The sequence below is a fragment of the Streptomyces sp. NBC_01723 genome, from assembly GCF_036246005.1.
Lineage (GTDB): Bacteria > Actinomycetota > Actinomycetes > Streptomycetales > Streptomycetaceae > Streptomyces.
Genome location: NZ_CP109171.1, coordinates 3,166,804 through 3,190,130, shown reverse-complemented (window position 1 = coordinate 3,190,130; position 23,327 = coordinate 3,166,804). Strand labels below are relative to the sequence as shown.

Annotated in this window: 17 protein-coding genes; 5 read left to right on the top strand and 12 right to left on the bottom strand. The window is 71.8% G+C overall.

Features of this window, described 5'->3' with window-relative positions; all coding sequences use genetic code 11:
• Window positions 1-52 precede the first annotated feature (52 nt).
• Window positions 53-1,396, bottom strand: a complete 1,344-nt coding sequence (locus OIE75_RS14720) for a UDP-glucose dehydrogenase family protein (RefSeq protein WP_307012696.1) — start codon at window positions 1,394-1,396, stop codon at window positions 53-55.
• 180 nt (window positions 1,397-1,576) lie between these two features.
• Between OIE75_RS14720 and OIE75_RS14715 the strand changes: the two genes are divergently transcribed.
• A complete protein-coding gene (locus OIE75_RS14715) occupies window positions 1,577-2,734 on the top strand; it encodes an acyl-CoA dehydrogenase (protein WP_307012694.1) in 1,158 nt (385 codons plus the stop codon).
• A 23-nt stretch (window positions 2,735-2,757) separates the two neighbouring features.
• Here the strand turns inward: OIE75_RS14715 and OIE75_RS14710 are convergent, their stop codons facing one another.
• The gene (locus OIE75_RS14710; RefSeq protein WP_307012693.1) at window positions 2,758-3,324 is read right to left on the bottom strand and encodes an acyl-CoA thioesterase; all 567 of its coding nucleotides are present in this window, start codon (window positions 3,322-3,324) and stop codon (window positions 2,758-2,760) included.
• Window positions 3,325-3,444: 120 nt separating this feature from the next.
• Between OIE75_RS14710 and OIE75_RS14705 the strand changes: the two genes are divergently transcribed.
• A complete protein-coding gene (locus OIE75_RS14705; protein WP_307012691.1) occupies window positions 3,445-4,725 on the top strand; it encodes an LCP family protein in 1,281 nt (426 codons plus the stop codon).
• A 24-nt stretch (window positions 4,726-4,749) separates the two neighbouring features.
• Here OIE75_RS14705 and OIE75_RS14700 read toward each other — a convergent pair whose 3' ends face one another.
• Entirely contained in the window at window positions 4,750-6,261 is a 1,512-nt protein-coding gene (locus tag OIE75_RS14700) for an LCP family protein (protein WP_443078359.1), read from the bottom strand.
• Between the two features lie 152 nt (window positions 6,262-6,413).
• Between OIE75_RS14700 and OIE75_RS14695 the strand changes: the two genes are divergently transcribed.
• Complete coding sequence (locus OIE75_RS14695) at window positions 6,414-7,469, top strand: glycosyltransferase family 2 protein (protein ID WP_307012688.1); 1,056 nt, start codon at window positions 6,414-6,416, stop codon at window positions 7,467-7,469.
• Between the two features lie 6 nt (window positions 7,470-7,475).
• Here the strand turns inward: OIE75_RS14695 and OIE75_RS14690 are convergent, their stop codons facing one another.
• From OIE75_RS14690 to OIE75_RS14665, 6 genes are all read right to left on the bottom strand, one after another.
• A complete protein-coding gene (locus OIE75_RS14690; protein ID WP_329471155.1) occupies window positions 7,476-9,044 on the bottom strand; it encodes an LCP family protein in 1,569 nt (522 codons plus the stop codon).
• A 77-nt stretch (window positions 9,045-9,121) separates the two neighbouring features.
• Window positions 9,122-10,855 carry an LCP family protein gene (locus OIE75_RS14685; RefSeq protein WP_329471154.1) on the bottom strand — a complete coding sequence of 578 codons (1,734 nt, stop codon included), beginning with the start codon at window positions 10,853-10,855 and terminating at the stop codon, window positions 9,122-9,124.
• Window positions 10,856-11,060: 205 nt separating this feature from the next.
• Entirely contained in the window at window positions 11,061-12,752 is a 1,692-nt protein-coding gene (locus tag OIE75_RS14680) for an LCP family protein (RefSeq protein ID WP_329471153.1), read from the bottom strand.
• Between the two features lie 197 nt (window positions 12,753-12,949).
• Entirely contained in the window at window positions 12,950-14,656 is a 1,707-nt protein-coding gene (locus tag OIE75_RS14675; RefSeq protein WP_329471152.1) for an LCP family protein, read from the bottom strand.
• Window positions 14,657-14,917: 261 nt separating this feature from the next.
• Complete coding sequence (locus OIE75_RS14670; protein ID WP_443078358.1) at window positions 14,918-16,099, bottom strand: LCP family protein; 1,182 nt, start codon at window positions 16,097-16,099, stop codon at window positions 14,918-14,920.
• Between the two features lie 250 nt (window positions 16,100-16,349).
• Window positions 16,350-17,114, bottom strand: coding sequence for a TIGR03089 family protein (locus OIE75_RS14665; RefSeq protein ID WP_329471150.1), 765 nt, complete (start codon window positions 17,112-17,114; stop codon window positions 16,350-16,352).
• 139 nt (window positions 17,115-17,253) lie between these two features.
• On the opposite strand from OIE75_RS14665, the gene OIE75_RS14660 reads away from it, so the two are divergent.
• Together OIE75_RS14660 and OIE75_RS14655 are read left to right on the top strand one after the other, a co-directional pair.
• Complete coding sequence (locus tag OIE75_RS14660) at window positions 17,254-18,630, top strand: peptidoglycan recognition protein family protein (protein ID WP_329471149.1); 1,377 nt, start codon at window positions 17,254-17,256, stop codon at window positions 18,628-18,630.
• A gap of 103 nt (window positions 18,631-18,733) precedes the next feature.
• A complete protein-coding gene (locus tag OIE75_RS14655) occupies window positions 18,734-19,816 on the top strand; it encodes a nucleotidyltransferase family protein (RefSeq protein ID WP_307012673.1) in 1,083 nt (360 codons plus the stop codon).
• 165 nt (window positions 19,817-19,981) lie between these two features.
• Here the strand turns inward: OIE75_RS14655 and OIE75_RS14650 are convergent, their stop codons facing one another.
• Genes OIE75_RS14650 through cofD form a run of 3 tightly spaced genes read right to left on the bottom strand, consistent with a single transcriptional unit; the run spans window position 19,982 to window position 23,304 of the window.
• Window positions 19,982-20,962: a DNA-3-methyladenine glycosylase family protein gene (locus OIE75_RS14650; protein WP_329471148.1), complete on the bottom strand. Its 981-nt coding sequence runs from the start codon at window positions 20,960-20,962 to the stop codon at window positions 19,982-19,984.
• A 54-nt stretch (window positions 20,963-21,016) separates the two neighbouring features.
• A complete protein-coding gene (locus OIE75_RS14645; RefSeq protein ID WP_307012669.1) occupies window positions 21,017-22,348 on the bottom strand; it encodes a coenzyme F420-0:L-glutamate ligase in 1,332 nt (443 codons plus the stop codon).
• The gene (gene cofD / locus OIE75_RS14640) at window positions 22,345-23,304 is read right to left on the bottom strand and encodes a 2-phospho-L-lactate transferase (protein ID WP_307012668.1); all 960 of its coding nucleotides are present in this window, start codon (window positions 23,302-23,304) and stop codon (window positions 22,345-22,347) included. The genes OIE75_RS14645 and cofD overlap by 4 nt, the downstream gene beginning before the upstream one ends.
• Window positions 23,305-23,327: the final 23 nt, after the last annotated feature.

Here is a 23,327-nt window from a genome sequence, read left to right as displayed (position 1 = left end):
TTCGGCCGACTGAGCCTCGGCCGAACCGGCGCCGCCCCGCACCAGAGGTGGGTCAGGCCGTGGGGCGGCCCATCGCCCGGTAGGTCCAGCCGGCCTTGCGCCAGATCTGCGGGTCCAGCGCGTTGCGCCCGTCCAGGATCACCCGGGCCGCCGCGGCCTCGCCCAGCGTCCCGGGGTCCAGCTCGCGGAACTCCCGCCACTCCGTCAGGTGCAGCACCACGTCGGCACCCCGCACCGCCTCCAGCGCGGAGTCGGCGTACCCGAGGGTCGGGAAGAGCCGCCGCGCGTTCGCCATGCCCTTGGGGTCGTACACCGTCACCTGGGCGCCCTGGAGGTGGACCTGCCCGGCGACGTTCAGCGCGGGGGAGTCCCGCACGTCGTCCGAGTCGGGCTTGAAGGTGGCGCCGAGCACCGCGATCCGCTTGCCGAGGAACGGGCCGCCGCCCAGCGCCTGCCGGGTCAGCTCCACCATCTGGCCACGCTGGCGCATGTTGATCGAGTCGATCTCGCGCAGGAAGGTGAGCGCCTGGTCCGCGCCCAGCTCACCGGCGCGCGCCATGAACGCCCGGATGTCCTTGGGCAGACAGCCGCCGCCGAAGCCGATGCCGGCCCGCAGGAACTTCCGGCCGATCCGGTCGTCGTACCCGATCGCCTCGGCCAGCTTGGCGACGTCGCCGTCGGCCGCCTCGCACACCTCCGCCATCGCGTTGATGAAGGAGATCTTGGTGGCCAGGAAGGAGTTCGCGGAGGTCTTCACCAGCTCGGCGGTCGGGAAGTCCGTGACGACGAAGGGCGATCCCTCGGCGATCGGTGTGGCGTACACCTCGCGCAGCAGCTTCTCCGCCCGCTCACTGCGGACACCGACCACGAGCCGGTCGGGACGCAGCGTGTCCTGGACGGCGAAGCCCTCGCGCAGGAACTCCGGGTTCCAGGCCAGTTCGGCGTCCCCGCCGGCCGGCGCGTGCTCGGCGAGGTAGGCGGCCAGCCGGTCGGCGGAGCCCACGGGCACCGTCGACTTCCCGACGACCAGCGCCGGGCCCGTCAGATGGGGCGCGAGCGAGGCGATCGCCGAGTCGACGTACGACATGTCGCAGGCGTACTCGCCGTGCTTCTGCGGCGTGTTCACGCACAGGAAGTGCACGTCGCCGAAGGCCGCGACCTCCGCGAAGTCGGTGGTGAAGCGCAGCCGCCCGGTGGCGCCCTCGATCCCGGCGACGTGCTTGCGCAGCAACTCCTCCAGACCGGGCTCGTACATGGGCACCTGGCCCCGCTTGAGCATCTCGATCTTCTCGGGCACCACGTCCAGGCCCAGCACCTCGAAACCGAGCTCGGCCATCGCCGCCGCGTGGGTCGCGCCGAGATAGCCGGTACCGATCACGGTGATCTTGAGGGCCATGGGTGCTCCAGAGGTGTACGGCGGGGTGCGCGCCCGAGCATAACGGGGGTGCGGGGCGGCCTCGTCGGTCGGCTGTCGCCAAGCTCACCTATCCATGACCCCGGCCAGGGCTCTAAAATTTGGGTTACTTAACGGTAGTTAGCGTGCCCAGCATCACAGCGTTTTGGAGCGTGAGACACCTTGGCCGGATCGGCTGACTTCGACCTGTACCGCCCGTCCGAGGAGCACGACATGCTCCGCGACGCCGTCCGTGCGCTGGCCGAGGCGAAGATCGCGCCGCACGCCGCGGCGGTGGACGAGGAGGCCCGCTTCCCGCGCGAGGCCCTCACCGCCCTGACCGCGAACGACCTGCACGCGGTGCACGTCCCCGAGGAGTACGGCGGCGCGGGCGCCGACGCGCTCGCCACGGTGATCGTGATCGAGGAGGTCGCCCGCGTCTGCGCCAGCTCCTCCCTCATCCCGGCGGTGAACAAGCTGGGCTCCCTGCCGGTCATACTCTCCGGCTCCGAGGAGCTGAAGAAGAAGTACATGACCCCGCTCGCCCAGGGCGAGGGCATGTTCTCCTACTGCCTCTCCGAGCCCGACGCGGGCTCGGACGCGGCCGGCATGAAGACCAAGGCCGTCCGCGACGGCGACCACTGGATCCTCAACGGCGTCAAGCGCTGGATCACCAACGCCGGCGAGTCCGAGTACTACACGGTCATGGCGGTCACCGACCCCACCAAGCGCTCCAAGGGCATCTCCGCCTTCGTCGTCGAGAAGTCCGACGAGGGCGTCTCCTTCGGCGCCCCGGAGAAGAAGCTCGGCATCAAGGGCTCGCCCACGCGCGAGGTGTACCTCGACAACGTCCGCATCCCCGCCGACCGCATGATCGGCGAGGAGGGCACCGGCTTCGCCACCGCGATGAAGACGCTGGACCACACCCGCATCACCATCGCCGCCCAGGCCCTCGGCATCGCCCAGGGCGCCCTCGACTACGCCAAGGGCTACGTCAAGGAGCGCAAGCAGTTCGGCAAGCCGATCGCCGACTTCCAGGGCATCCAGTTCATGCTCGCCGACATGGCCATGAAGATCGAGGCCGCCCGGCAGCTGACGTACGCCGCCGCCGCGAAGTCGGAGCGCGGTGACAGCGACCTGACCTTCCAGGGGGCCGCGGCCAAGTGCTTCGCCTCCGACGTCGCGATGGAGGTCACCACCGACGCCGTCCAGCTCCTCGGCGGCTACGGCTACACCCGTGACTACCCGGTGGAGCGCATGATGCGCGACGCCAAGATCACGCAGATCTACGAGGGCACCAACCAGGTCCAGCGCATCGTCATGGCGCGCAACCTGCCGTAACGGACGGGCGCGCGCCCGGGGGCTCAGTCCTGGTACCCCTCCGCCACCCGCCGCTCCCGCAGCTCCATGATGGCGCGGCGGCGGGCCAGGCGGTGGGTGCGGCGGATCTGGGCCTCCTGGTAGCGCCGCTTGTCCTTCTCCGTCTCCGGCAGCACCGGCGGGACCGTGCGCGGCTTGCCGTCCGCGTCGACGGCGGCGAAGACCAGGTACGCCGAGCCGACCTGGGTGGCCGGGGCCGACTCGTTCCAGCGTTCCGCCATGACCCGGACGCCGACCTCCATGGAGCTGCGGCCGGTCCAGTTGACCTGGGCCTTCACATGGACGAGGTCGCCGACGCGGACCGGTTCGAGGAACGCCATCTCGTCCATGGACGCGGTGACCGCCGGCCCGCCGGAGTGCCGTCCCGCCACGGCGCCGGCCGCGTCGTCGACCAGTTTCATGATCACGCCGCCGTGCACGGTGCCCAGAAGGTTGGTGTCGCCGTGCGTCATGATGTGGCTCAGGGTGGTGCGGGAGGCCGAGGTCGGCTTGCCCGGGATCTCCGGTGGCGCGGACCGCGCGGCCGAGGCCTGTTCTGCCTGGTCTGTCATGGCCTCCACCTTATGCCGCGGCGACACCGGCGTATTTTTGTGTCAGCTTCGCAACAGCGCTGACCCTATTTTCCGACGACCCTTGTATGGCCCACAGCGGGTACCTGCACACTGGTGCGCATGAATGATTGGCCCGAGGGATGGTCCGGTGACAACCGCGGCCGGTACGGACGTGGCAGCGGCAGCGCACAGCCCGAGAGCGCACGCGTGATGCGCCAGGTCCGCCGCGGCGCGGCCCCGCCGCCCGGCCCGGGCCCGTCGGCCCCGCCGTACGGCGGCGGGGTGCCGCAGCAGCCGTCCTACGTCGACGGCCAGGGGCACGGCGGCGACGGCTACGACAGCGGTTACAACACCGGCCAGGTCTACGGCAGCCCCGGCGGCCACGGGCCGGGACAGGACCGCGGCGGGGCCGGACGGCCCGCCCCGGACTGGCGCAGACGGATCAAGTGGACCGCGATCACCGTCGTGACCGCACTGGTCGTCACCACCGTCGGCACCTACTTCTGGGCCGACTCCAAGCTCAACCGCGAGGTCGACCTGTCCAAGGTCATCGAGCGGCCCGGGGCCGGCGAGGGCACGAACTACCTGATCGTCGGCTCCGACAGCCGCGAGGGCATGACCGACGACCAGAAGAAGGACCTGCACACCGGCTCCGCCGAGGGCAAGCGCACCGACTCCATGATGATCCTGCACACCGGGGACAACGGGTCGACGCTCATCTCGCTGCCCCGCGACTCGGATGTGGAGATCCCCTCCTTCGTCGGCTCCGACTCCGGCAAGACGTACCCGGGCACCGGCCGGCACACGAAGCTGAACGCCGCGTACGCCGAGGACGGCCCCGAGCTGCTGGTGCGCACCGTCGAGCACAACACCGGGCTGCGCCTGGACCACTACGTGGAGATCGGCTTCGCCGGCTTCGCGAACATCGTGGACGCGGTCGGCGGCGTCGAGATGGACATCCCGCAGGACATCAAGGACAAGAAGTCCGGCGCCGACCTCAAGAAGGGCAAGCAGACCCTGAACGGCGAGGAGGCCCTCGCCTTCGTCCGCACCCGGTACGCGCTGGCCGGCTCCGACCTGGACCGCACGAAGAACCAGCAGAAGTTCCTGTCGGCGCTGGCGAGCCAGGTGGCCACCCCCTCGACGATCCTCAACCCGTTCAAGCTGTACCCGACGATGGGCGCCGGCCTGGACTCCCTCATCGTCGACAAGGACATGGGCCTCTTCGACCTGGCGAGCATGTTCTGGGCGATGAAGAGCGTCAGCGGCGGCGAGGGCACCTCGATGAACATGCCGATCTCCGGCAGCGTCGGCGGGAACCTCAAGTGGGACGACGCCAAGGTGAAGCAGCTCGTCCAGGAGCTGAAGAACGACGAGAAGGTCACCGTCTCCGGCAACTGAGCCGGGGCCGGGCGGCCGGGCCCCTCACTCCTGGCCGCAGACCACCTCGTCGCCCCGCACCACCGTGCCCGACTCCTGCGGCGGATCGGCCGGCCGCACCTTGACGGCCTGCCGGAAGTCGGAGCCCGCGATCACCTTCAGCAGCGCCCCCTGCCCCTTGACGGGCCGCAGCTCGCTGCCGGGCAGGGCGGCGGCCAGCGACTTCGCCGACTGGTCCCAGCGGGGGTCGTAGGCGACCACGGTGCGCTCGACGGCGCGGTCGGTGGCGTTCCGCGGCGCCCGGGTGGTGCGGAACCCGGTCGCGGCCAGCGCGTCGTCCACCCGCCTTCCCAGGCCCGCGGTGCGGGTGCCGTTCTCCACCTGGACCCGGATCTGCTTCGGGTCCACCGGAACCCGCACCGGCGCCGGACCCGTGGGCTTCGGCCGGGGTGCCGCCAGCGGCTTGTCCTCGCGCAGGGCGTCGAAGATCCGCTCGGACTTCACCGGGTCCCACTTCAGCGTCGAACCGACGCCCTTCACGGCGTACCCCATCCTCCCGATGGGCACGGTGGTGAACTCGGAGGAGGACGGCGAGAAGTTCCGCATCGCCCGCCCCAGCGCCAGCAGCTCGTCGGTGCCGAAGCCCTTGTCGGCCCGCACCGACCCCAGCACGGCCCGGGTGACGTCACGGAACTTGAGCGGGTTCAGCAGGATGCCCGAGGACGTCGCCCGGTCGATCAGGGCGGCCAGGAAGCGCTGCTGGCGCTTCATCCGGCTCAGGTCCGAGGCCCCGTCGAGGTGGCGGGCCCGGACGTACTGGAGCGCCTGCCCGCCCATCAGGGTGTGGTCGCCGGCCGCGAGGTCGAGCCCGGTGTAGCTGTCCTTCAGCGGCTGGACGGTGCAGATCTTCACACCGCCGAGGACGTCCACGGTCTTCATGAAGCTGGTGAAGTCGACCTCCAGATAGTGGTCGATCTTCACGTGGGTCATGTTCTCCACGGTGCGGATGGTCAGCTGCGGGCCGCCCTCGGCGTACGCCGCGTTCAGCTTCAGCGGGTGCCCCTTGTGCTGCTCCCCGGTGGTGCGGTCGGTGTGGCCGGGCGTCTCGGCGTACGAGTCGCGCGGCAGGCTCACTACGCTCGCCCGCTCCCGGTCCTCCGAGATGTGCACGATCATGACGGTGTCGGTGCAGTGGCAGGGGGCGCCGCCCAGTCTGTACCTGCGCCGCTCCGCCTCGCTGATCCGGTCCCGGCCGTCGGTGCCGACCATCAGCACGTTCATGCCGTCGCCCGCCTTCGGGCGGTTCTTCATGTCCTTGAAGGGGTCGACGCGCGAGATGTCCGCGTCCAGCCCCGAGAGCACCATGTGACCGATGCCCGCGGAGGCGAGCACCACCACCGACAGCGCGGTCACCGCCCGCATGGCCCAGCGCGGCCTCTTCCGCCTTACGGGGGGCCTCGGCGGGCGCCCGGAGGGGCGGGGGCCGCGGCGCTGCGGCGGAGGACCGCCCCGGGGGGACGAGGCCGGGACCCGGGGGGAGCGGGGCGGCGTGGGCAAGGTGACACCTCCGCGAGGACGGGCCCTTGGCTGCGGACCGTGAGGCCGGACGTGGGATCCGTGAGCACCGTAGGCCCATACGATCTGCTGCTCGCGGCTGTGACCCCCGCGGCGCGCACCCGTGTCCCCCGTTCGCGGTAACGTGAGCACCGATGAACGCCAAGTCCGACGTGCGGCCGCCCGCCGTTTCCGTGATCATGCCCGTCCTCAACGAGGAGCGGCACCTGCGCGGCGCCGTCCGCGCCATCCTCGCCCAGGAGTACGCCGGCGAGATGGAGGTCGTGATCGCCCTCGGTCCCTCGACGGACCGTACGGACGAGATCGCCGCCGCACTCGTCGCCGAGGATCCGCGCGTGCACACCGTGCCGAATCCCACCGGCCGTACGCCCGCCGCGCTGAACGCCGCCATCAAGGCCTCCCGCCATCCCGTCGTCGTCCGCGTCGACGGCCACGGCATCCTGTCGCCCGGCTACATCGCCACGGCCGTACGGCTGCTGGAGGAGACCGGCGCGCACAACGTCGGCGGCATCATGCACGCCGAGGGCGAGAACGCCTGGGAGGACGCCGTCGCCGCCGCGATGACGTCGAAGATCGGCGTGGGCAACGCCGCCTTCCACACCGGCGGCGAGGCCGCCCCCGCCGAGACCGTGTACCTGGGCGTCTTCCGCCGCGAGGCGCTGGAGCGGCAGGGCGGGTACAACGAGGAGTTCATCCGCGCCCAGGACTGGGAGCTGAACTTCCGCATCCGCGAGGCCGGCGGCCTGATCTGGTTCTCGCCCGAGCTGCGGGTCTCCTACCGCCCCCGGCCGAGCGTGCGCGCTCTGGCCAAGCAGTACAAGGACTACGGCCGCTGGCGGCACGTCGTCGCCCGCTACCACTCCGGCTCCATCAACCTGCGCTACCTCGCCCCGCCGACCGCCGTGTGCGCCATCGCGGCCGGTGTCGTGGTGGGCGCCGCGCTGACCCCTTGGGGCTTCGTCGTGCCGGGCGCCTACCTGGCCGCGATCGCCGCGGGCTCGGTCCCGGCGGGCAAGGGGCTGGGGCTGAAGGCGCGGGCCCGGATCCCGGTGGCGCTGGCGACCATGCACATGTCGTGGGGGTGGGGCTTTTTGACCAGCCCCAAGTCGCTGGCCAGGAAGGTCATCGCCTCGCGGCGTCCGGCCGTCCAGGCCGACACCGGGACCGCCGACGCCGCCGGAGCGCGCTGACGTCCGTCAGGGGCTGAACGCCGGGTCCACCTTCATGCAGGCGTTCTTGTCGGCGCCGTTGAGGGCCTCGGCCGACTCCGGGGTGCGGTCGTCGGACTCGGGCTCCCGGTACGCCTTGCCCTCGCGCCAGTCGGCGCCCACGACGAGGGTGACCCCCGAGACGTCGGTCGACCGCTGCACCGAACTCGCCGGTATCCCAAGGGCCTTGGCCACGCGCCGGGCGTCGCCCTCCAGGTCGGCGCTCGGATAGCGGACGAGCGTGCGGTCCTCGCTCGGCAGTACCGAGGGGTCCGCGACGGCCCTGGTGAAGCCCCGCTCCACCAGCAGACCGGCGACCGTGTTCGCGCGTCCGCCGGCCGCGCCGAGGCGGTCCGTGCGGGTGCCGTTGCGGACCTGGACCGCGATCTCGCCGTCGGAGGCGGCGGGGTCGTCCGGCTCCTCCGGCTCCGCCTCGGGCTTCTTCTTCGCGTCCTTGCCGTCCAGCGCGATGTCCTCGCGCACCAGCCGGAAGAGCTGTTCGGCGTCCTCGGTCGGCTCCACGCGCGCGCCCACGTACCGGTTGGGCATCGTGGTCATGGTGATGCGCTCCGGCTTCACCCGGCGCAGCTCGTCGCTGAGGTCGTACAGCTTCTTGACGGTGTCCAGGCCCGGGTCGACGGTGAGCGCCGAGGTGGCCTCCTCGGCCAGCCTGCGCAGCTTGTTCGGGTTGTCGAGGGTCGCGTTCTCGCGCAGCGTCCGGACCATCGAGTTGAGGTACATGTGCTGGGCCTTCGCCCGTGCCAGGTCGCTGCCGTCCTCGAACCCGTAGCGGGTGCGCAGCCACTGCAGGGCCTGCTCGCCCTTGACCGGGTGCGTGCCCTTCTCCAGCTTCAGCCCCGAGCCGTGACCCTCGCTGTCGCGTGAGTGGATGTCGGCGTCCACACACACCGGGACGCCGCCGACGGCGTCCGCCATCGAGACCACGCCCGCGAAGTCCACCATCACGAAGTGGTCGATGTGGATGCCGGTCAGCTCCTGCCAGGTGGCCACCGTGCAGCCGGGGCCGCCGTGCCCGAGGCTCTGGTTGGTCATCATCCGGCCGCCGCTCGCCGGGTACACCTTCCCGTCGTCCGGGTCGGTGCACTTGGGTATCTCGACCAGGGTGTCGCGCGGCATGCTCACCACCGACATGTTGCTGCGGTCGGCGGACAGGTGCACCAGCATCTGCACGTCCGCCAGCGGCGTGGAGCCGAACGTCTCGCGGGCGCCGCCCAGTTGCTGGTTCTCCTCGCTGTCCCGGGCGTCCGAGCCGATCACGAGGATGTTCAGCGGGGTCTGCCCGGCCGCGTTCGGCGTCGGCGCGGCCACCTTGCCGTCCCCCAGGTTCAGGGGGTCCTTCTTGAGGTTGCCGTTGAGGTGCTCGTAGTAGAGGTAACCGGCACCGGCCGTGCCGGCCAGGACCACGGCGAGCACCACCGCGCTCCAGCGCAGCGCCCGGCGGGCACGCCGCGGACGGCGTCCGCCGGTCCCGTCACTCTCCTGGACGTCCGGGACGGTCTCCCGTCTGTCCTCCTCCTGCACACCGCTCCGCGTCACTTGCGCGTCCCTCCCCACCCCCGCGCCACCGCGCGGACCCGTCGCCGCCATGTGAGACGTACGACAGGCCCGTCAGGTCAACTGGCGCACTGCTTCTGGTCGGCCGTGGACTTGTCCAGGTCCGGCGTCTCGATGGACTTGGCGTCGAGCTTCACTCCGGCGCCCTTGAAGTCCTTGCCGAGGGTGAGGGTCATGGTGGGCAGGCCCTGGGAGTTGGTGACGCTCTCGCCGGGTTTCATGGCGGCGCCGGACAGGCCGAGGATCTCGGCGAGGGCGCGGGCCTGGTCGGCCTGGTCGGGGGCGTACTCCAGGGTGGTCTTGGCGACTTCCGCGGGGGCGTTGCCGGCGTTCTCGGACTTGGTGACGCCGGCGTCCGTCTGGAGGTAGGAGAGTTCCTGCTGGGCGCTGCCGGCGGGGGCGCCGCCGTTCATGACGCGGACGCGGACCTCGGAGGGCTCGGACTGCTCGCCCTTGAGCCGGGCGGCGACCGCGGCCGCCTCCTTCTTCTCCTTCTGCTTGACCTCGGTGAAGGAGATGTCGTTCCTGATCATGTCGAAGACCTGGGGGCCCGTGGTCTCGTTCACCACCACCGTCGCCTTGACCTTCTCGGCGGGGTTGTCGATCACCGGCACCGTGGTGAAGGTGATGTTCTTCGGAGGCACCTTCTTCAGCTCCAGGGCCAGGTCCTTGAGCGTGCCCACGTTGCCGATGGCCTTGTCCACGGTCAGGGCATTGGTGGCGGCCTCGGCGAGCTTCACCAGCTTGGTGGGGCTGGTGAGGGTGTCGCTGGAGGACATCTTCCGCATGAGCGAGCCCAGGAACTGCTGCTGCACCTTGATGCGGTCCAGGTCGCCCTCGTTGCCGAAGGCGTGTCGGGTGCGGACGAAGGCCAGCGCCTGCTCGCCCTCCACCTTCGACTCGCCCGCGGGCAGCTTGAGATGGGACTTGGGGTCGTCCACGGCCTTCTCCACGCACACGTCGACGCCGCCGACCGCGGTGGTCAGCGTCTTGACCGCGTTGAAGTCGGCCATCATGAAGTGGTGCGGCTGGATCCCGGTCGCCTCCTTCACCGTGCGCATGGTGCAGCCCGCGTCCCGGCCGCTCTCGCCGAGGCTGGTGTTGAAGCGGACGTTCGAGGTGCCGGGGATGATCTTCTTCGTGCCGTCCTCCTGCACGGTCTCGCAGTCGGGGACGTCGACGATCAGGTCGCGCGGGATGCTGAGGGCGGTGGCGTTGGAGCGGTCCTCGGAGACGTGCAGCAGTATGTTCGTGTCCGCGTGCCCGACGCTGCCCTTGTCGCCGTAGCCCTCGTTGCCCTCACCGGTGCGCTTGTCGGTGCCGATGATGAGGATGTTGAAGGCCTCGTCCTTCTTGAAGCTGCTGCTTCCGGCGCTGCCGACGTCCGTCGTCGAGACGTTGCCCTCGAGGTGCTTGAGGTAGACGTAGCCGCCGACCCCGGCCACGAGGACGACGAAGGCCGTGCTGCCCCCGACCCAGAGCAGGGCGCGCTTGCCCTTCGACTTCTTCTCCGGCCGGCGTCCGCGCCGCCCCGGTACCGGCTCCTCGGTCGCGGGCCTGCGCCGTCGCTGCGGCGGGACCTCGCGGCCGGGCGCGGCCGTACGGCGACGGGCCGTGCCCGCCGTGTTCCCGCCGGCGTCGCCGGAGCGGGGTGCGCCCCGGCGGGGGCCCGGAACGGACGACTGCGGTGCGGAAGGGGACAGTCGCAGTTCGTATTCGCCGGTGCGTGGATTCAGTACCCACTGGTCTGCGGGATCGACATCGTCTGCCCGCCCACGTCCTTGCGCGTCCACGGTCTCCCAATCCTCCGTCGGGGGCCACGCGGCGCCTTCTCAGGAAGGCGCACGATGAAGGGTCAACTAGTGCACGACGCCAGGGCCGGCCTCGCGGCAGGGGCACTGGAGCGCTCACACTATCCGTCCAGTTCAGCGTCGAACGACTCCGGTGTCACATTCGACTCCCCTACAACAGGGCAATCCCTCCTATTTTCGTGAACTCCTACCATCGGTAGGGCTTGTAGACGTCCATGCACTTGCCGGTGTCCGAGCCGTTGAGGGCGTCGCTGTCGTCCGGCAGGTCTCCCGCCTCGGGCGTCTTCTGCTTCGGATAGGACGTGCCCGAGCGCCAGTCAGCTCCCACGGCGAGCGTGATCCCGGACACGTCGGTGGACTTGCGCACCGCGCTCGCCGGGATGCCCAGCGCATCGGCGACGCGTTGTGCGTCGCCGGCCAACTCGTCGCTCGGGTATCGGACCAGCGTCCGCTCCTCGGAGAGGGCGGCGGAGGTGTCGGCCGCCGCCCTGGAGAAGCCCTTCTGCACCAGCGTCCCGGCGACGGCGCCCGCCCGTCCGCTGACCGGGCCGAGCGAGTCGGAGCGGGTGGCGTTCTGGACCAGGACGCCGATGTCGGAGTCGGCGGCGGGCTCGTCGGAGGGCTTCCCGGTGGCGCCCTCGGCGTCCTTCGGGTCCTTCGCGTCCTTGCCGCTCCCGCCGCCCTTGCCGTCCTTGCCGCCCTTGTCGTCGAAGGACACGTCGTCGCGGAGCATCGCCCACATCTGGTCCGCCCCGGCGGCCGGCAGCAGGTGGTTGGCGTCCTGGTCGTCCGCCACGGTGGGGATCGTCGTCATGGTGATGCGGTCCGTGGGCACCGTCTTGAGCTGCATGCCCAGGTCGTACAGCTTCTTGACCGTGCCGATCTCCTCGGAGACGGTCAGGGACTTGGTGGCGGCCTCGGCCAGGTTCATCAGCCGGCCGGTGTCGGTGAAGACGTTCTGCTGCTTCAGCGTGCGGATCATCGAGTTCATGTACATGTGCTGGGCGCGGGCCCGCAGCGGGTCGCTGCCCCAGGCGTGCCGGGTGCGCAGCCACTGGAGCGCCTCCTCGCCCTGCACCTTGGTGCGGCCGGCCTCCATCTTCAGGCCCGAGCCGCCGGGTACGCCGGGCAGCGGCCGGTCCCACACGTTCTGGTTCACACAGACCTCGACGCCGCCGACGGCGTCCGCCATCGAGACCACGCCCGCGAAGTCGATCGTCATCCAGTGGTCGATGTAGACCCCGGTGAGGTTCTCCCAGGCGGCCAGGGTGCAGCCGGCGCCGCCGCGGGCCAGCGTCTCGTTGATGATGGCGTTGGTCGCGGGGAACTTCTCCCCGGTCTCCGCGTTCTCGCACGCGGGGATGTCCACGCGGGTGTCACGGGGGATGCTCACCACCGCCGCGCTCTTGCGGTCCGCGGCCAGGTGGATCAGCATCTGCACGTCGGCCAGCGGCGGGTTGTCGCGGTGGTTCTTGCCGCCGCCCAGCGCCACGTTGGCCTCGGAGGCGCGGCTGTCGGAACCGATCAGCAGGATGTTCAGGGGAGTCTGGCCGGCCGCGTTCGGCTCGGTGCGGTGCGCCTTGGAGTCGCCGTTGCTCCGCGCGCCCTTCTCGATGTTGCCGTTCAGGTGCTGGTAGTAGAGGTATCCGGCGCCCGCCGTGCCGAGTATCAGCACCGCGAGGACCGTCGCCGACCAGCGCAGCGCCCGGCGCCGGCGTCCGGGGCGCCGCCGCCCGGACCGGCGGCGGTTCCCGTCCCTCCGGCCCGGCGGTCCCGCCGTGCCGGTGCCGCCCCCGTCCTCGGCGCCGGTGTCCCCGCCGTGAGCCTGCCGGATCGCGCCCGGTCGCGTTCCCTCCCCGTGCACACTGCCCTGCGTCATGTCCCTCTCCCACCCTCGGGCCCACGAACGTGCCCCTGCGCGCGACCTGTTCGCACAGTTGGACGTACGGAGCCCCTCGTTGGCTGTACGGCGGCCCCGACGGATTGCGGGCGCCCCGCGGGGCCGCTGCCGTCCCGGCCGTCCCCCGGCGTACCGATGGACTGTCGTACTGTCAGACGGGTTTGGAGGCCGTCAGGTCACTTCGCGCACTCGACCTTGTCCGCGGTGGACTTCTGGAGGTCCTCCGGGGCCTTCGCGGAGGTGGCGTCGAGTTTGACTCCGGCGCCCTTGAAGTCCTTGCCGAGGGTGAGGGTCATGGTGGGCAGGCCCTGGGAGTTGGTGACGCTCTCGCCGGGTTTCATGGCGGCGCCGGACAGGCCGAGGATCTCGGCGAGGGCGCGGGCCTGGTCGGCCTGGTCGGGGGCGTACTCCAGGGTGGTCTTGGCGACTTCCGCGGGGGCGTTGCCGGCGTTCTCGGACTTGGTGACGCCGGCGTCCGTCTGGAGGTAGGAGAGTTCCTGCTGGGCGCTGCCGGCGGGGGCGCCGCCGTTCATGACGCGGACGCGGACCTCGGAGGGCTCGGACTGCTCGCCCTTGAGCCGGGCGGCGACCGCGGCCGCCTCCTTCTTCTCCTTCTCCGACTCCTTCTTCTTGACCTCGGTGAAGGAGACGTCGTTCTGCATCATGTCGAAGACCTGCTGGGCGGGCCCCTCCTTCAGCACGACCGTCGCCTTGACCTTCTCGGCCGGGTTGTCGATCACCGGCACCGTGGTGAAGGTCAGGTTCTTGGTGTTGAGCTTGCCCAGCTCCAGGCCGAGGTCCTTCAGCTTGCCGATGCTGTCCAGCTTGGAGTCGACGGTCAGCGCCTCGGTCCCCGCCTCGGCCAGCTTCAGCATCTTCGACGGGCTGGTCAGCGTGTCGTTGGACTTCAGCTTGCGCATCAGCGCGCTGAGGAACTGCTGCTGGATCTCGATACGGCTCAGGTCGCCGCCGAAGCCCACGGAGTGCCGGGTGCGGACGAAGGCCAGTGCCTGCTCGCCCTCCACGGTGTGCTCGCCGGCCGGAAGCTTCAGGTGCGAGTCCGGGTCGTCGATGTCCTTCGCCAGGCACACGTCGACGCCGCCGACGGCCGAGGTCAGCGTCTTGACCGCGTTGAAGTCGGCCACCATGAAGTTGTCCGGCGTCACCCCGGTCAGCTCGGTGACGGTCCGCATGGTGCAGCTCGGGGTTCGGCCGTCCTGGCCGAGGCTGGTGTTGAAGCGGACGCCGCTGGAGCCGGGGATGACCTTCTGCGTCCCGTCCTCCTGCGTGGTGGGGCAGTCGGGGACGTCGACTATCAGGTCGCGGGGGATGCTGAGCGCGGTGGCGTTGGAGCGGTCCTTGGACACGTGCAGCAGGATCGTGGTGTCGGCGTGGCCGGCGCTCCCGGTGTCGCCGTAGCCCTCGTTGCCGCTGCCGGTGCGCTTGTCGGTGCCGATCAGCAGGATGTTGATGGCCTTGTCCTTCTGGAAGCCACCGGTGCTCGCGCCGTCGTCGGAGACGGACTGGATGTTGCCGTTCAGGTGCTGGAGGTAGAGGTACCCGGCGGTGCCGCCGGCGAGGACGACGAACGCCATGGTGCCGCCCGTCCACAGCAGGACGCGCTTGCCCCTCGACTTCTTCTTCGCCGGCCGCCGGCGCCCGGCCCGCCCCGGCGGCGGTTCCTCAGGAGCCGAACGACGTCTGCGCTGCGGGGGGACCTGACGGTCCGGTGCCGGGGCGGGCGCGGCGCCCCGGGGGCCCGGTACCGGTGACTGCGCTGCGGAAGGGGGCAGTCGCAGTTCGTATTCGCCGGTGTCCGGATTGAGTACCCACTGGTCTGCGGGGTCGATGTCGCCCGCCCGTCCACGGCCTTGCGCGTCCACGGTTGTCCGAATCCTCCGTCAGGGCCACGCGGCGCCCTCCCCTCCGGGCGCCCGGTCTCGCTCACTCGGTGCGCGGCCTCGGGCTGAGCCTCGGGGCCGGGCACACCGGATCGCTCACACTAACCGCCCGGTTCGGCTCGGGGCGATGGCAGTGACGCATGCCACGAAACTTACAACTGGGCAATCCAGCGCATTTCTTGGACAATTGTCCGTACTTTCATGCGTGCCTTGCACCCGTCTTGCCGCGACTTTGAACGCGCTTTACTCGCAGACGTCTTCGTCGGCGGTGTTCCCGCTGAACGTCGGCGCCGGAGAATCGGCGTCACCGGGCTCGCCGGGGGCCGGCGCCGCGATCGTCACCGGGTCGTCCGTCCGCAGCCGGGTGAAGAGCTGCTCGGCGTCGGGCTGCACGAGCTGGTCCCGATTGGCGTCGCCCGTGTAGGACTCCCGGGGGACGGTCAGGAACTGCACGCGCTCGGTGGGAATGTCGCGCAGTCCGCGCACGAGGTCGTACAGGCCGCGCAGACTCGCCAGATTCGGGTCCGTGGTCAGTGACGACGTGGCCGCGTCGAGAACCGGGTACAGCTTCACCGGATTCAGCAGTACGCCATTGCTCTGCACCTTGTTCACGAGCGCCCCGAGAAAGCGCTGCTGCCGGTCCATCCGGTCGGTGTCGCTGCCGTCCCCGAGCGACTTGCGGGCGCGGACGTATCCGAGGGCCTCCTCACCGTCGAGCGTCACCCGGCCCGCGGGCAGTCTCAGCTTGGCGTCCTCGTCGTCGACCGGCTTGCGCAGGCACACCTCGACGCCGTCGAGGGCGTCGACCATCTTCTTGAAACCCTGGAAGTCGACGACCACGTGGTGATCGATCCGGATGCCGGTCAGCTTCTCCACGGTCCGGATCGAACACGCCGAACCGCCGGCCGCGAAGGCGTAGTTGAACTGTGTGAACACCGGCGCGGTGCGTGCCCCGTCCGGGCCGTGGCAGCCGGGCACGTTCACCATCAGGTCGCGGGGGAGGGAGACGGCGGTGGCGCTGTCCCGGCCCGCCGCCAGGTGCAGCAGGATCGTGGTGTCCGACCGCTCGGTCCCGGAGTCCCGGCCGTAGCGCGCGTTGCCGTCGCCGGAGCGCGAGTCCGACCCGATCAGCAGCACGTTCTGCGCGCCGCGCACCAGGGCGGTGGGGCGCTCCTTCTCGTACCGGGCGAGTTCGGCGGCCGCCGCCTCGTCCGACGTGATGTTCCCGTTCAGCTTCGCGTACACCGCCCACCCGACGCCCACGGCACCGACGGCAAGCACGCCGACCGCGATCCCCGCCCGGGCCAGCCGCCGCCTCCGACGCCGCCGCCTCAGCCCGTCCCCGGACGCGGACGCCCCCGCCCCCTTGCCGGCGTCATCGCTCACGTCTCCCTCCGTCCCGCACCCATGCGCTCCTACGACCATGCAGCGCGCGCCGCGGGGACGCGGACCGCTGGTGAGCCGAACGGGTCAGCCCACCCGCATAGCTGCGGGCAGTCGCTCCCGCCCCAGCTGCGGGCAGTCGTGCCGCTGGGGCGGGACGGGTGGGCGCAGCGGCACCCGGCCGGCGCCGGCCCGCGTCACCCACCCCCGCCCAGCTCCGACACCGGGCGCCCGGTCAACGCCGGGTCAGTGCCAAGAGCCCGCCGACACCGGGCCCCGTAAACACCTCACGTCACCGAGCCGTCGCCGAAACCCTCTCCGCCTCGATCCGCTGATCCAGCACCCCGTCCCCCGCCCGCTCCAGATGCCGACACAACACCACCGACCCCCCACTCGCCAAAGGCCCGTACAACCCCGCGCTCAACCCCTCCCACGTGTCGTACGGCAGCCCCGACAGAATCCGCGCCCCCGGTCCGGTGAGCCCCAGCCCGGACGCCTCCGCCCGCGCCCGCTCCACGACCTCGGCCCCGCTGAACTCCCGCCCGGCCACGATCAGCGCGGGCGCCTCCGGATCCACCGGCGCGTACGGCACGAACCGGTCCCCCTGCCCCGGCACCTCCACCGCGTAGTCGGCGAAGCCCTCCGGCGCGCGCGGCGCGAACCGCCCCCCGAGCGGCCGCAGCGCCAGCGCGATCCGCGCGCCCGAGCACGCCCGCGCGGCGTCCAGCGACTCGGGCTCCGGCCCGCTGACGACCACGTCGGCCGACGCCGGGTCACCCGCCACGTCGGCGACGACACCCACCGACGCGCACGCCAGCAGCCACACCGCCGTCTGCCAGTGCGCGGGCAGCAGCAGGGCGACCCGGTCGCCGGGTTCGACGGAGAGTTCGTCCTGGAGCAGGTTCGCGGTCTTGGCCACCCAATTGGCGAAGGTGGCGACGGACAGTTCGACGCGTTCGCCGGTGGCGTCGTCGTAGAAGGTCACCAGGGGGCGTCCCGGGTCCGCGGCGAGCGCGGAACTCAGCAGGTCGGCAGGGGTGCGATCGGTCGCGTTCACCCGCGCAAGCGTACGCGGCCCCCAACACCCGCACCGAGCGGACGGCGTACCGCACCACCACCGGTTCGGACGAAGGCACCCTACGGGCCGTCAGATCTCAAATGGACATATTTGTATGACTATGTCCAGTATCAGGGGCATGCGTGGATTCCTTGCTTCCTCGATCGGTGTCACGACCGCGGCGGCCCTGGCCGTCCCGCTCGCCCCACCCGCGGCGGCGGCCACCTCCGCGCCCCCGCCCACGACCCCGAGAGCGGCGCAGGCCGAGGCATACGCCCCCGGCGGCACCCAGTCGCTGCCCCTCACCCCCCTCGCCCGCGACCGCGCCCCCGGCGTCGCCGCACAGGGCCTGCCCCGCCGGGACGTACGGCACTTCTCGCTCGTCGGCGTCGTCTGGGACGACCCGGGCACCGAACTGCACGGCCGCGTCGAGGTCCGTACGCGCGCGGCCGCCACCGGCGCCTGGTCCGGCTGGCAGGAGTTGGAGACCCACAACGCCGACCACGCCGCCGACCCCGGCACCACCGAGAGCACTGCCGACCGGGTCCGCGGCGCCACCGCGCCCCTGTGGGTGGGCGAGTCCGACGGGGTGGAGGTGCGGGTGCGGGCGGACACCGCGCCCGAGGCCGCCGCCCGAGCCGTCCCGGCGGCCACCGCGTCGACGCTCCCCACCGGCATGCGTCTCGAACTCGTCGACCCCGGCAAGGGCGCCCCGCCCCCGGCGGCACCCGGACCGGAGGACGGACCGGAGGGCGAGCCCCGCACCACGGCGGCGTCCGACGCGTCCGCCGAAGCGCTCGCCGCCTCCGCCGTCAACGCCGGCCTCGCCCCGCTCGGCGCCACCGAGATCCCGGCCCTCAGCCAGGCCAGGACCGAGGCCGAACTCGGCACCGGGCAGCAGGCCAAGCCGTACGTCGGCGCCCGCCCGAGCATCACCACGCGCCACGGCTGGGGCGCGGACGAGGGGCTGAGGGAGAAGGGATTCGTGTACACGAAGAAGGTCAAGGCGGCCTTCGTGCACCACTCGGCCACCGGCAACAACTACCGCTGCGCACAGGCGCCGTCGGTCATTCGCAGTATCTACCGCTACCACGTCCACAGCACGGGCTGGCGTGACCTCGGCTACAACTTCCTCGTCGACAAGTGCGGAAACATCTACGAGGGCCGCGCCGGGGGAGTGTCCAAGGCGGTGCTCGGCGCCCACACCCTGGGGTTCAACTCCAACAGCATGGGCATCGCCGTTCTCGGCACGTACAGCGACAGGAAGCCGTCCGCGGCCGCCGTGAAGGCGATCGCGCGGCTCACCGCGTGGAAGCTCGGCATCTACGGCATGAATCCGGACGGGAAGACATACCTGAAGTCCGGTGGTGGCAATCTCTACCGAAAAGGTAAGAACGTACGACTGAACGTCATCTCAGGTCACCGCGACGGCTTCGCGACGAACTGCCCCGGCAGGCTGCTCTACGGCAAGCTCGACACGAGCCGCTCGAAGGCGGCGCGGTACCAGGGCCGCTGAGGGCGGAACACCGCACGGCCGTCGAGGGCGCCGAGGAACGGTCTGCATACACTGGCCGGCCGAAACACAGTTCGGCCGGTCCCGGCAGGAAGCAGAGACGACGGTGACAGAAGCGATCCTCCTGGTCGGCGGCAAGGGCACGCGGCTGCGTCCGCTCACGGTGAACACCCCGAAGCCCATGGTCCGGGCGGCCGGGGTGCCGTTCCTCACGCACCAGCTGGCGCGGGCGAAGGCGGCGGGCGTCGACCACATCGTGCTCGCGACGAGCTACCTGGCCGAGGTCTTCGAACCGTACTTCGGCGACGGCTCGGCGCTGGGGCTGCACCTCGAGTACGTCACCGAGGAGGAGCCGCTCGGCACCGGCGGCGCGATCCGCAACGTGGCGTCCCGGCTGCACTCGGGGCCGGACGAGCCGGTCCTGATCTTCAACGGCGACATCCTGACGGGTCTGGACATCGGCGCGCTGGTCCGCACCCACGAGACGACGGGCGCGGACGTCTCCCTGCACCTGACGAAGGTCACCGACCCGAGGGCGTACGGGCTGGTCCCCACCGACGACACGGGCCGGGTGCTCGCCTTCCTGGAGAAGCCCCAGACCCCGGAGGAGATCGTCACCGACCAGATCAACGCGGGGGCGTACGTCTTCCGCCGCTCGGTCATCGACACGATCCCGGCGGGGCGGCCCGTCTCGGTCGAACGCGAGACCTTCCCGGAACTCCTGGCCACCGGGGCGCACCTCCAGGGCATGGTCGACTCCACGTACTGGCTGGACCTCGGCACCCCGGCGGCCTTCGTGCGCGGCTCGGCCGACCTGGTCCTCGGCCGCGCCCCGTCCCCGGCGATACCGGGGCGCTGCGGCGACCGCCTGGTCCTGCCCACGGCCCAGGTCGCGCCCGACGCGAAGCTGGCCGGCGGGACGGTGATCGGCGAGGGCGCCTTCGTGGCGGAGGGCGCGCGCGTCTTCGGCAGCACCATCCTGCCCGGCGCCGTCATCGAGCCCGGCGCCGTCATCACCGACTCCCTCATCGGCACCCGAGCCCGCGTCGGCACCCGCTCGGTCCTCAGCGACACGGTCATCGGCGACGGCGCGATCATCGGCGCCGACAACGAACTCCGCTCCGGAGCCCGCATCTGGTGCGACGCCCAGATCCCACCGGCATCTCTACGCTTCTCCTCGGACGCGTAGCCCTGGGTGATGTCCGCGGCGGCATCTGGCTGCTTCCCCCCTCAGCTGCGGGCAGTCGTGCCGCTGGGGCGGCACGGGTGGGCGCAGCGGCACCCGGCCATCGCCGGTCCGCGGCACCCACCCCCCGGCCCGCACCCACGCCGGGCGCCCATGAACCCGCCCTCGTCAGATCCGCTCGATACCCCGCGGAGCCATCCGCGGCGCCCGCCGCCCCGGCACCCGCCCACTCAGCAGCACCAGCCGGGCCGCCCGATGCCGCTGCCCGGCATACGGCTCCAGCAGCCGCAGCATCTCCGCGTCGTCCGCGTACCGGTCCCCGCCCAGCGCGAACCCCACGATCCCCGGCAGATGCAGATCGCCCACCGTCACCGCGTCCGGCGCCCCATGACTGCGCTGCACGGTCTCCGCCGACGTCCACGGCCCGATCCCCGGTACGACCTCCAGCCGCGCCTGCGCCGCCGCCGGCTCCATCCCGGCCGCCTCCTCCAGCCGCGCGGCGACCCGCACGGCCCGCAGGATCGTCGAGGCCCGCTTGTTGTCCACCCCGGCCAGGTGCCACTCCCAGGACGGGATCAGCGCCCAGGTCCGCGCCGACGGCATGACACACATCCGCCCGGGCGCGGGCCCCGGCGCCGGCTCCCCGAACTTCCGTACCAGCAGCCGCCACGCCTGGTACGCCTCCAGCGTCGTGACCTTCTGCTCCAGGACCGAGGGGATCAACGACTCCAGCACCAGCCCGGTCCGCGTCAGCCGCAGCCCCGGCCGCCGATGCCGCGTCAGCGCCAGCAGCCGGTGCCTCGGCACGAACGCGGACGGGTCGTCCTCGGCGCCCAGCATCCGCGGCAGCTGATCCAGCAGCCACTCGGCCCCGGGCCCCCAGCTCTCGCCCCGCACCTCGTCACCGCGCGCGGTGACCCGCAGCGTGCCCGGCCCGGCGGGTGTGCGGCTGGTTCGCCACACGGCCCCGTCCGGTGTCGTCCGGAACGTCGGATCGCCCGGCCCGCGCCGCAGCGGCCCGAGCACCAGCCCCAGCTCCAGCGGCCCCTCCGGCACCCACACCCGTACCCGGCCCGGCGCGACCCCCTGCCGGGGTATCCCGCCACGCACAGCGGCACGCGGGGGCCGGGGAGCGAAACGTCCTGCCACGAGTGAGGTCCTTGAACGGAAGGGTATGGAGGGGCCTCTACGAGAGTAGAGGGGTCAGCGCACCTCGATGAACGCCGCCGCGTCCCGCTCCGGCCGCGCGCGCGGTTCCTCGGCCGGATGACCGACCGCCACCGCGCCCATCGGGTCCCAGTCGCCCGGCAGCCCCAGCACCTCCCGCACCACGTCCCGGCAGAACATCGTCGAGGACACCCACGCCGACCCCAGCCGCTCCCCGGCGAGCGCGACGAGCAGGTTCTGCACGCCCGCGCCGGTGGCGACGACGAACATCTCCCGCTCGGCCCCGTCCCGCCGCGCGTCCCCGTACGTGTGCGAACCGTCCATGACCAGGCAGGGGACGACGAGGTAGGGCGCGTTGCGCAGTACGTCCCCGCGCCGGACCCGCTTGGCGATGGACTCCTCGCTCTTGCCGTCCCGCCGCAGGTCCGCGATCCAGGCGTCCCGCATCGCGTCGAGCAGCCTGGTGCGGGACTCCCCGGACTCCAGGAGCACGAACCGCCACGGCGTCGTGTGGTGCGGCGCCGGTGCCGTGACCGCGGCCGCGACCGCCCGGCGCACCGCGCCGGGGTCGACGGGCTCGTCGGTGAAGGCCCGTACGGTGCGGCGCTGGGTGACCGCCTGCCGTACCGCCTCCGACGTGCCCAGCCGGAACATGTCGTCGCGCGCGCCGCGCACCATCGCCCGCGCGCCCTCGCCGGCGTCGTCGGCCACCAGGAGCGGCAGCCCGCGCAGGACGGCGACCGGCAGACCCGCGGCCTTGCCCTTGACCAGGTCGCCCGCCGCGGCCAGCTCGTCGGCGGTGGCGACGACGGTGGAGGCGAGCGGGTTGCCGTGCGCGTCCGTGCCGCCGCGCAGGTCGTCGAGGACCCGCACCCCGGCGGCGCCGATCGCCACGTCCGTGAGCCCGGCCCGCCAGGGGCGGCCGAAGGTGTCGGTGACGACGACTCCCACGTCGACGCCCAGCGTGTCGCGCAGTCCCTCGCGGATGCCGCGCGCGGAGGCGTCCGGGTCCTCGGGGAGCAGCAGGACGGTGCCGGACGGGGTGTTGGACGCGTCGACGCCGGCCGCCGCCATGACCAGCCCCTGCCGGTTCTCGACGATGCGCAGCAGCCCGCGCCGGGCCACCACCCGCACGGTCTCCGCGTCGATCGCGGCCTCCCGGTCGTCGGCCCGTACGACGCGGCCCTCGGCCTTGGACACGATCTTGGAGGTGACGAGCAGCACGTCCCCGTCGGCCAGCCCCGGCTCGGCCGCGGCGATCAGCTTGGCGAGGTCGTCGCCGGGCTGCACCTCGGGCAGGCCGGGCAGGGCCCACACCCGGTAGCCCTCCGGACGGCCGAGGGCGTCCTCGCGCGTGCCGTCGCTCATGCCTCCCGCACCTCCTCGGCGAGCGCCAGCGCCTCCCGGGCCATCTGTGTCGTGGTGTCGAGGTCGGTCATCATCAGCGGTACGGCGCGGCAGAGGATGCCGGCCGCCTTCACGCGGGTGACGGCCTCGGCGTCGACCGTGTCGACCAGCCAGCCGTCGAGCAGCCCCGAGCCGTAGTGCTCGGCGACCGCGGCCGCCGTGGACTCCACGCCGACCGCCGCGAGCACCTTGTCCGCCATCCCGCGCACGGGCGCGTCCCCCACGATCGGGGACAGGCCCACCACGGGCACCCCGGCGTCGGCGATCGCCTCCCGGATGCCGGGCACGGCGAGGATGGTGCCGACGGAGACCACCGGGTTGGACGGCGGGAAGAGGATCACGTCCGCCTCGGCGATGGCCTCCAGGACGCCCGGCGCCGGCTTGGCCTGCTCGGCGCCGACCGGCACGACCGCCTCGGCGGGGACGGAGGCGCGCAGCCGTACCCAGTACTCCTGGAAGTGGACCGCCTTGCGCTCCCCCTCCAGCTCGACCGCGACATGCGTCTCCACGCGGTCGTCGGTCATCGGGATGAGGCGCACCCCGGGCTTCCAGCGGTCGCAGAGGGCCTCGGTCACCGCGCTGAGCGGGAAGCCCGCGGTGATCATCTGCGTCCGCACGATGTGCGTGGCGAAGTCGCGGTCGCCGAGGCCGAACCACTCGGGCCCCACGCCGTACGCCGCCAGCTCCTCCTTGAGGTGGAAGGTCTCGTCGGCCCGCCCCCAGCCCTGCTCCTCGTTGATGCCGCCGCCGAGCGTGTACATCACCGTGTCGAGGTCCGGGCAGACCTTCAGACCGAAGAGGTGGATGTCGTCCCCGGTGTTGCCGATGACGGTGATGTCCGCGTCGGGCGCGGCCTGCTTCAGACCACGCAGGAACCGGGCACCGCCGATGCCGCCTGCCAGAACCACAATGCGCATGGCCCCAGTCTTGCAGGCGGGTA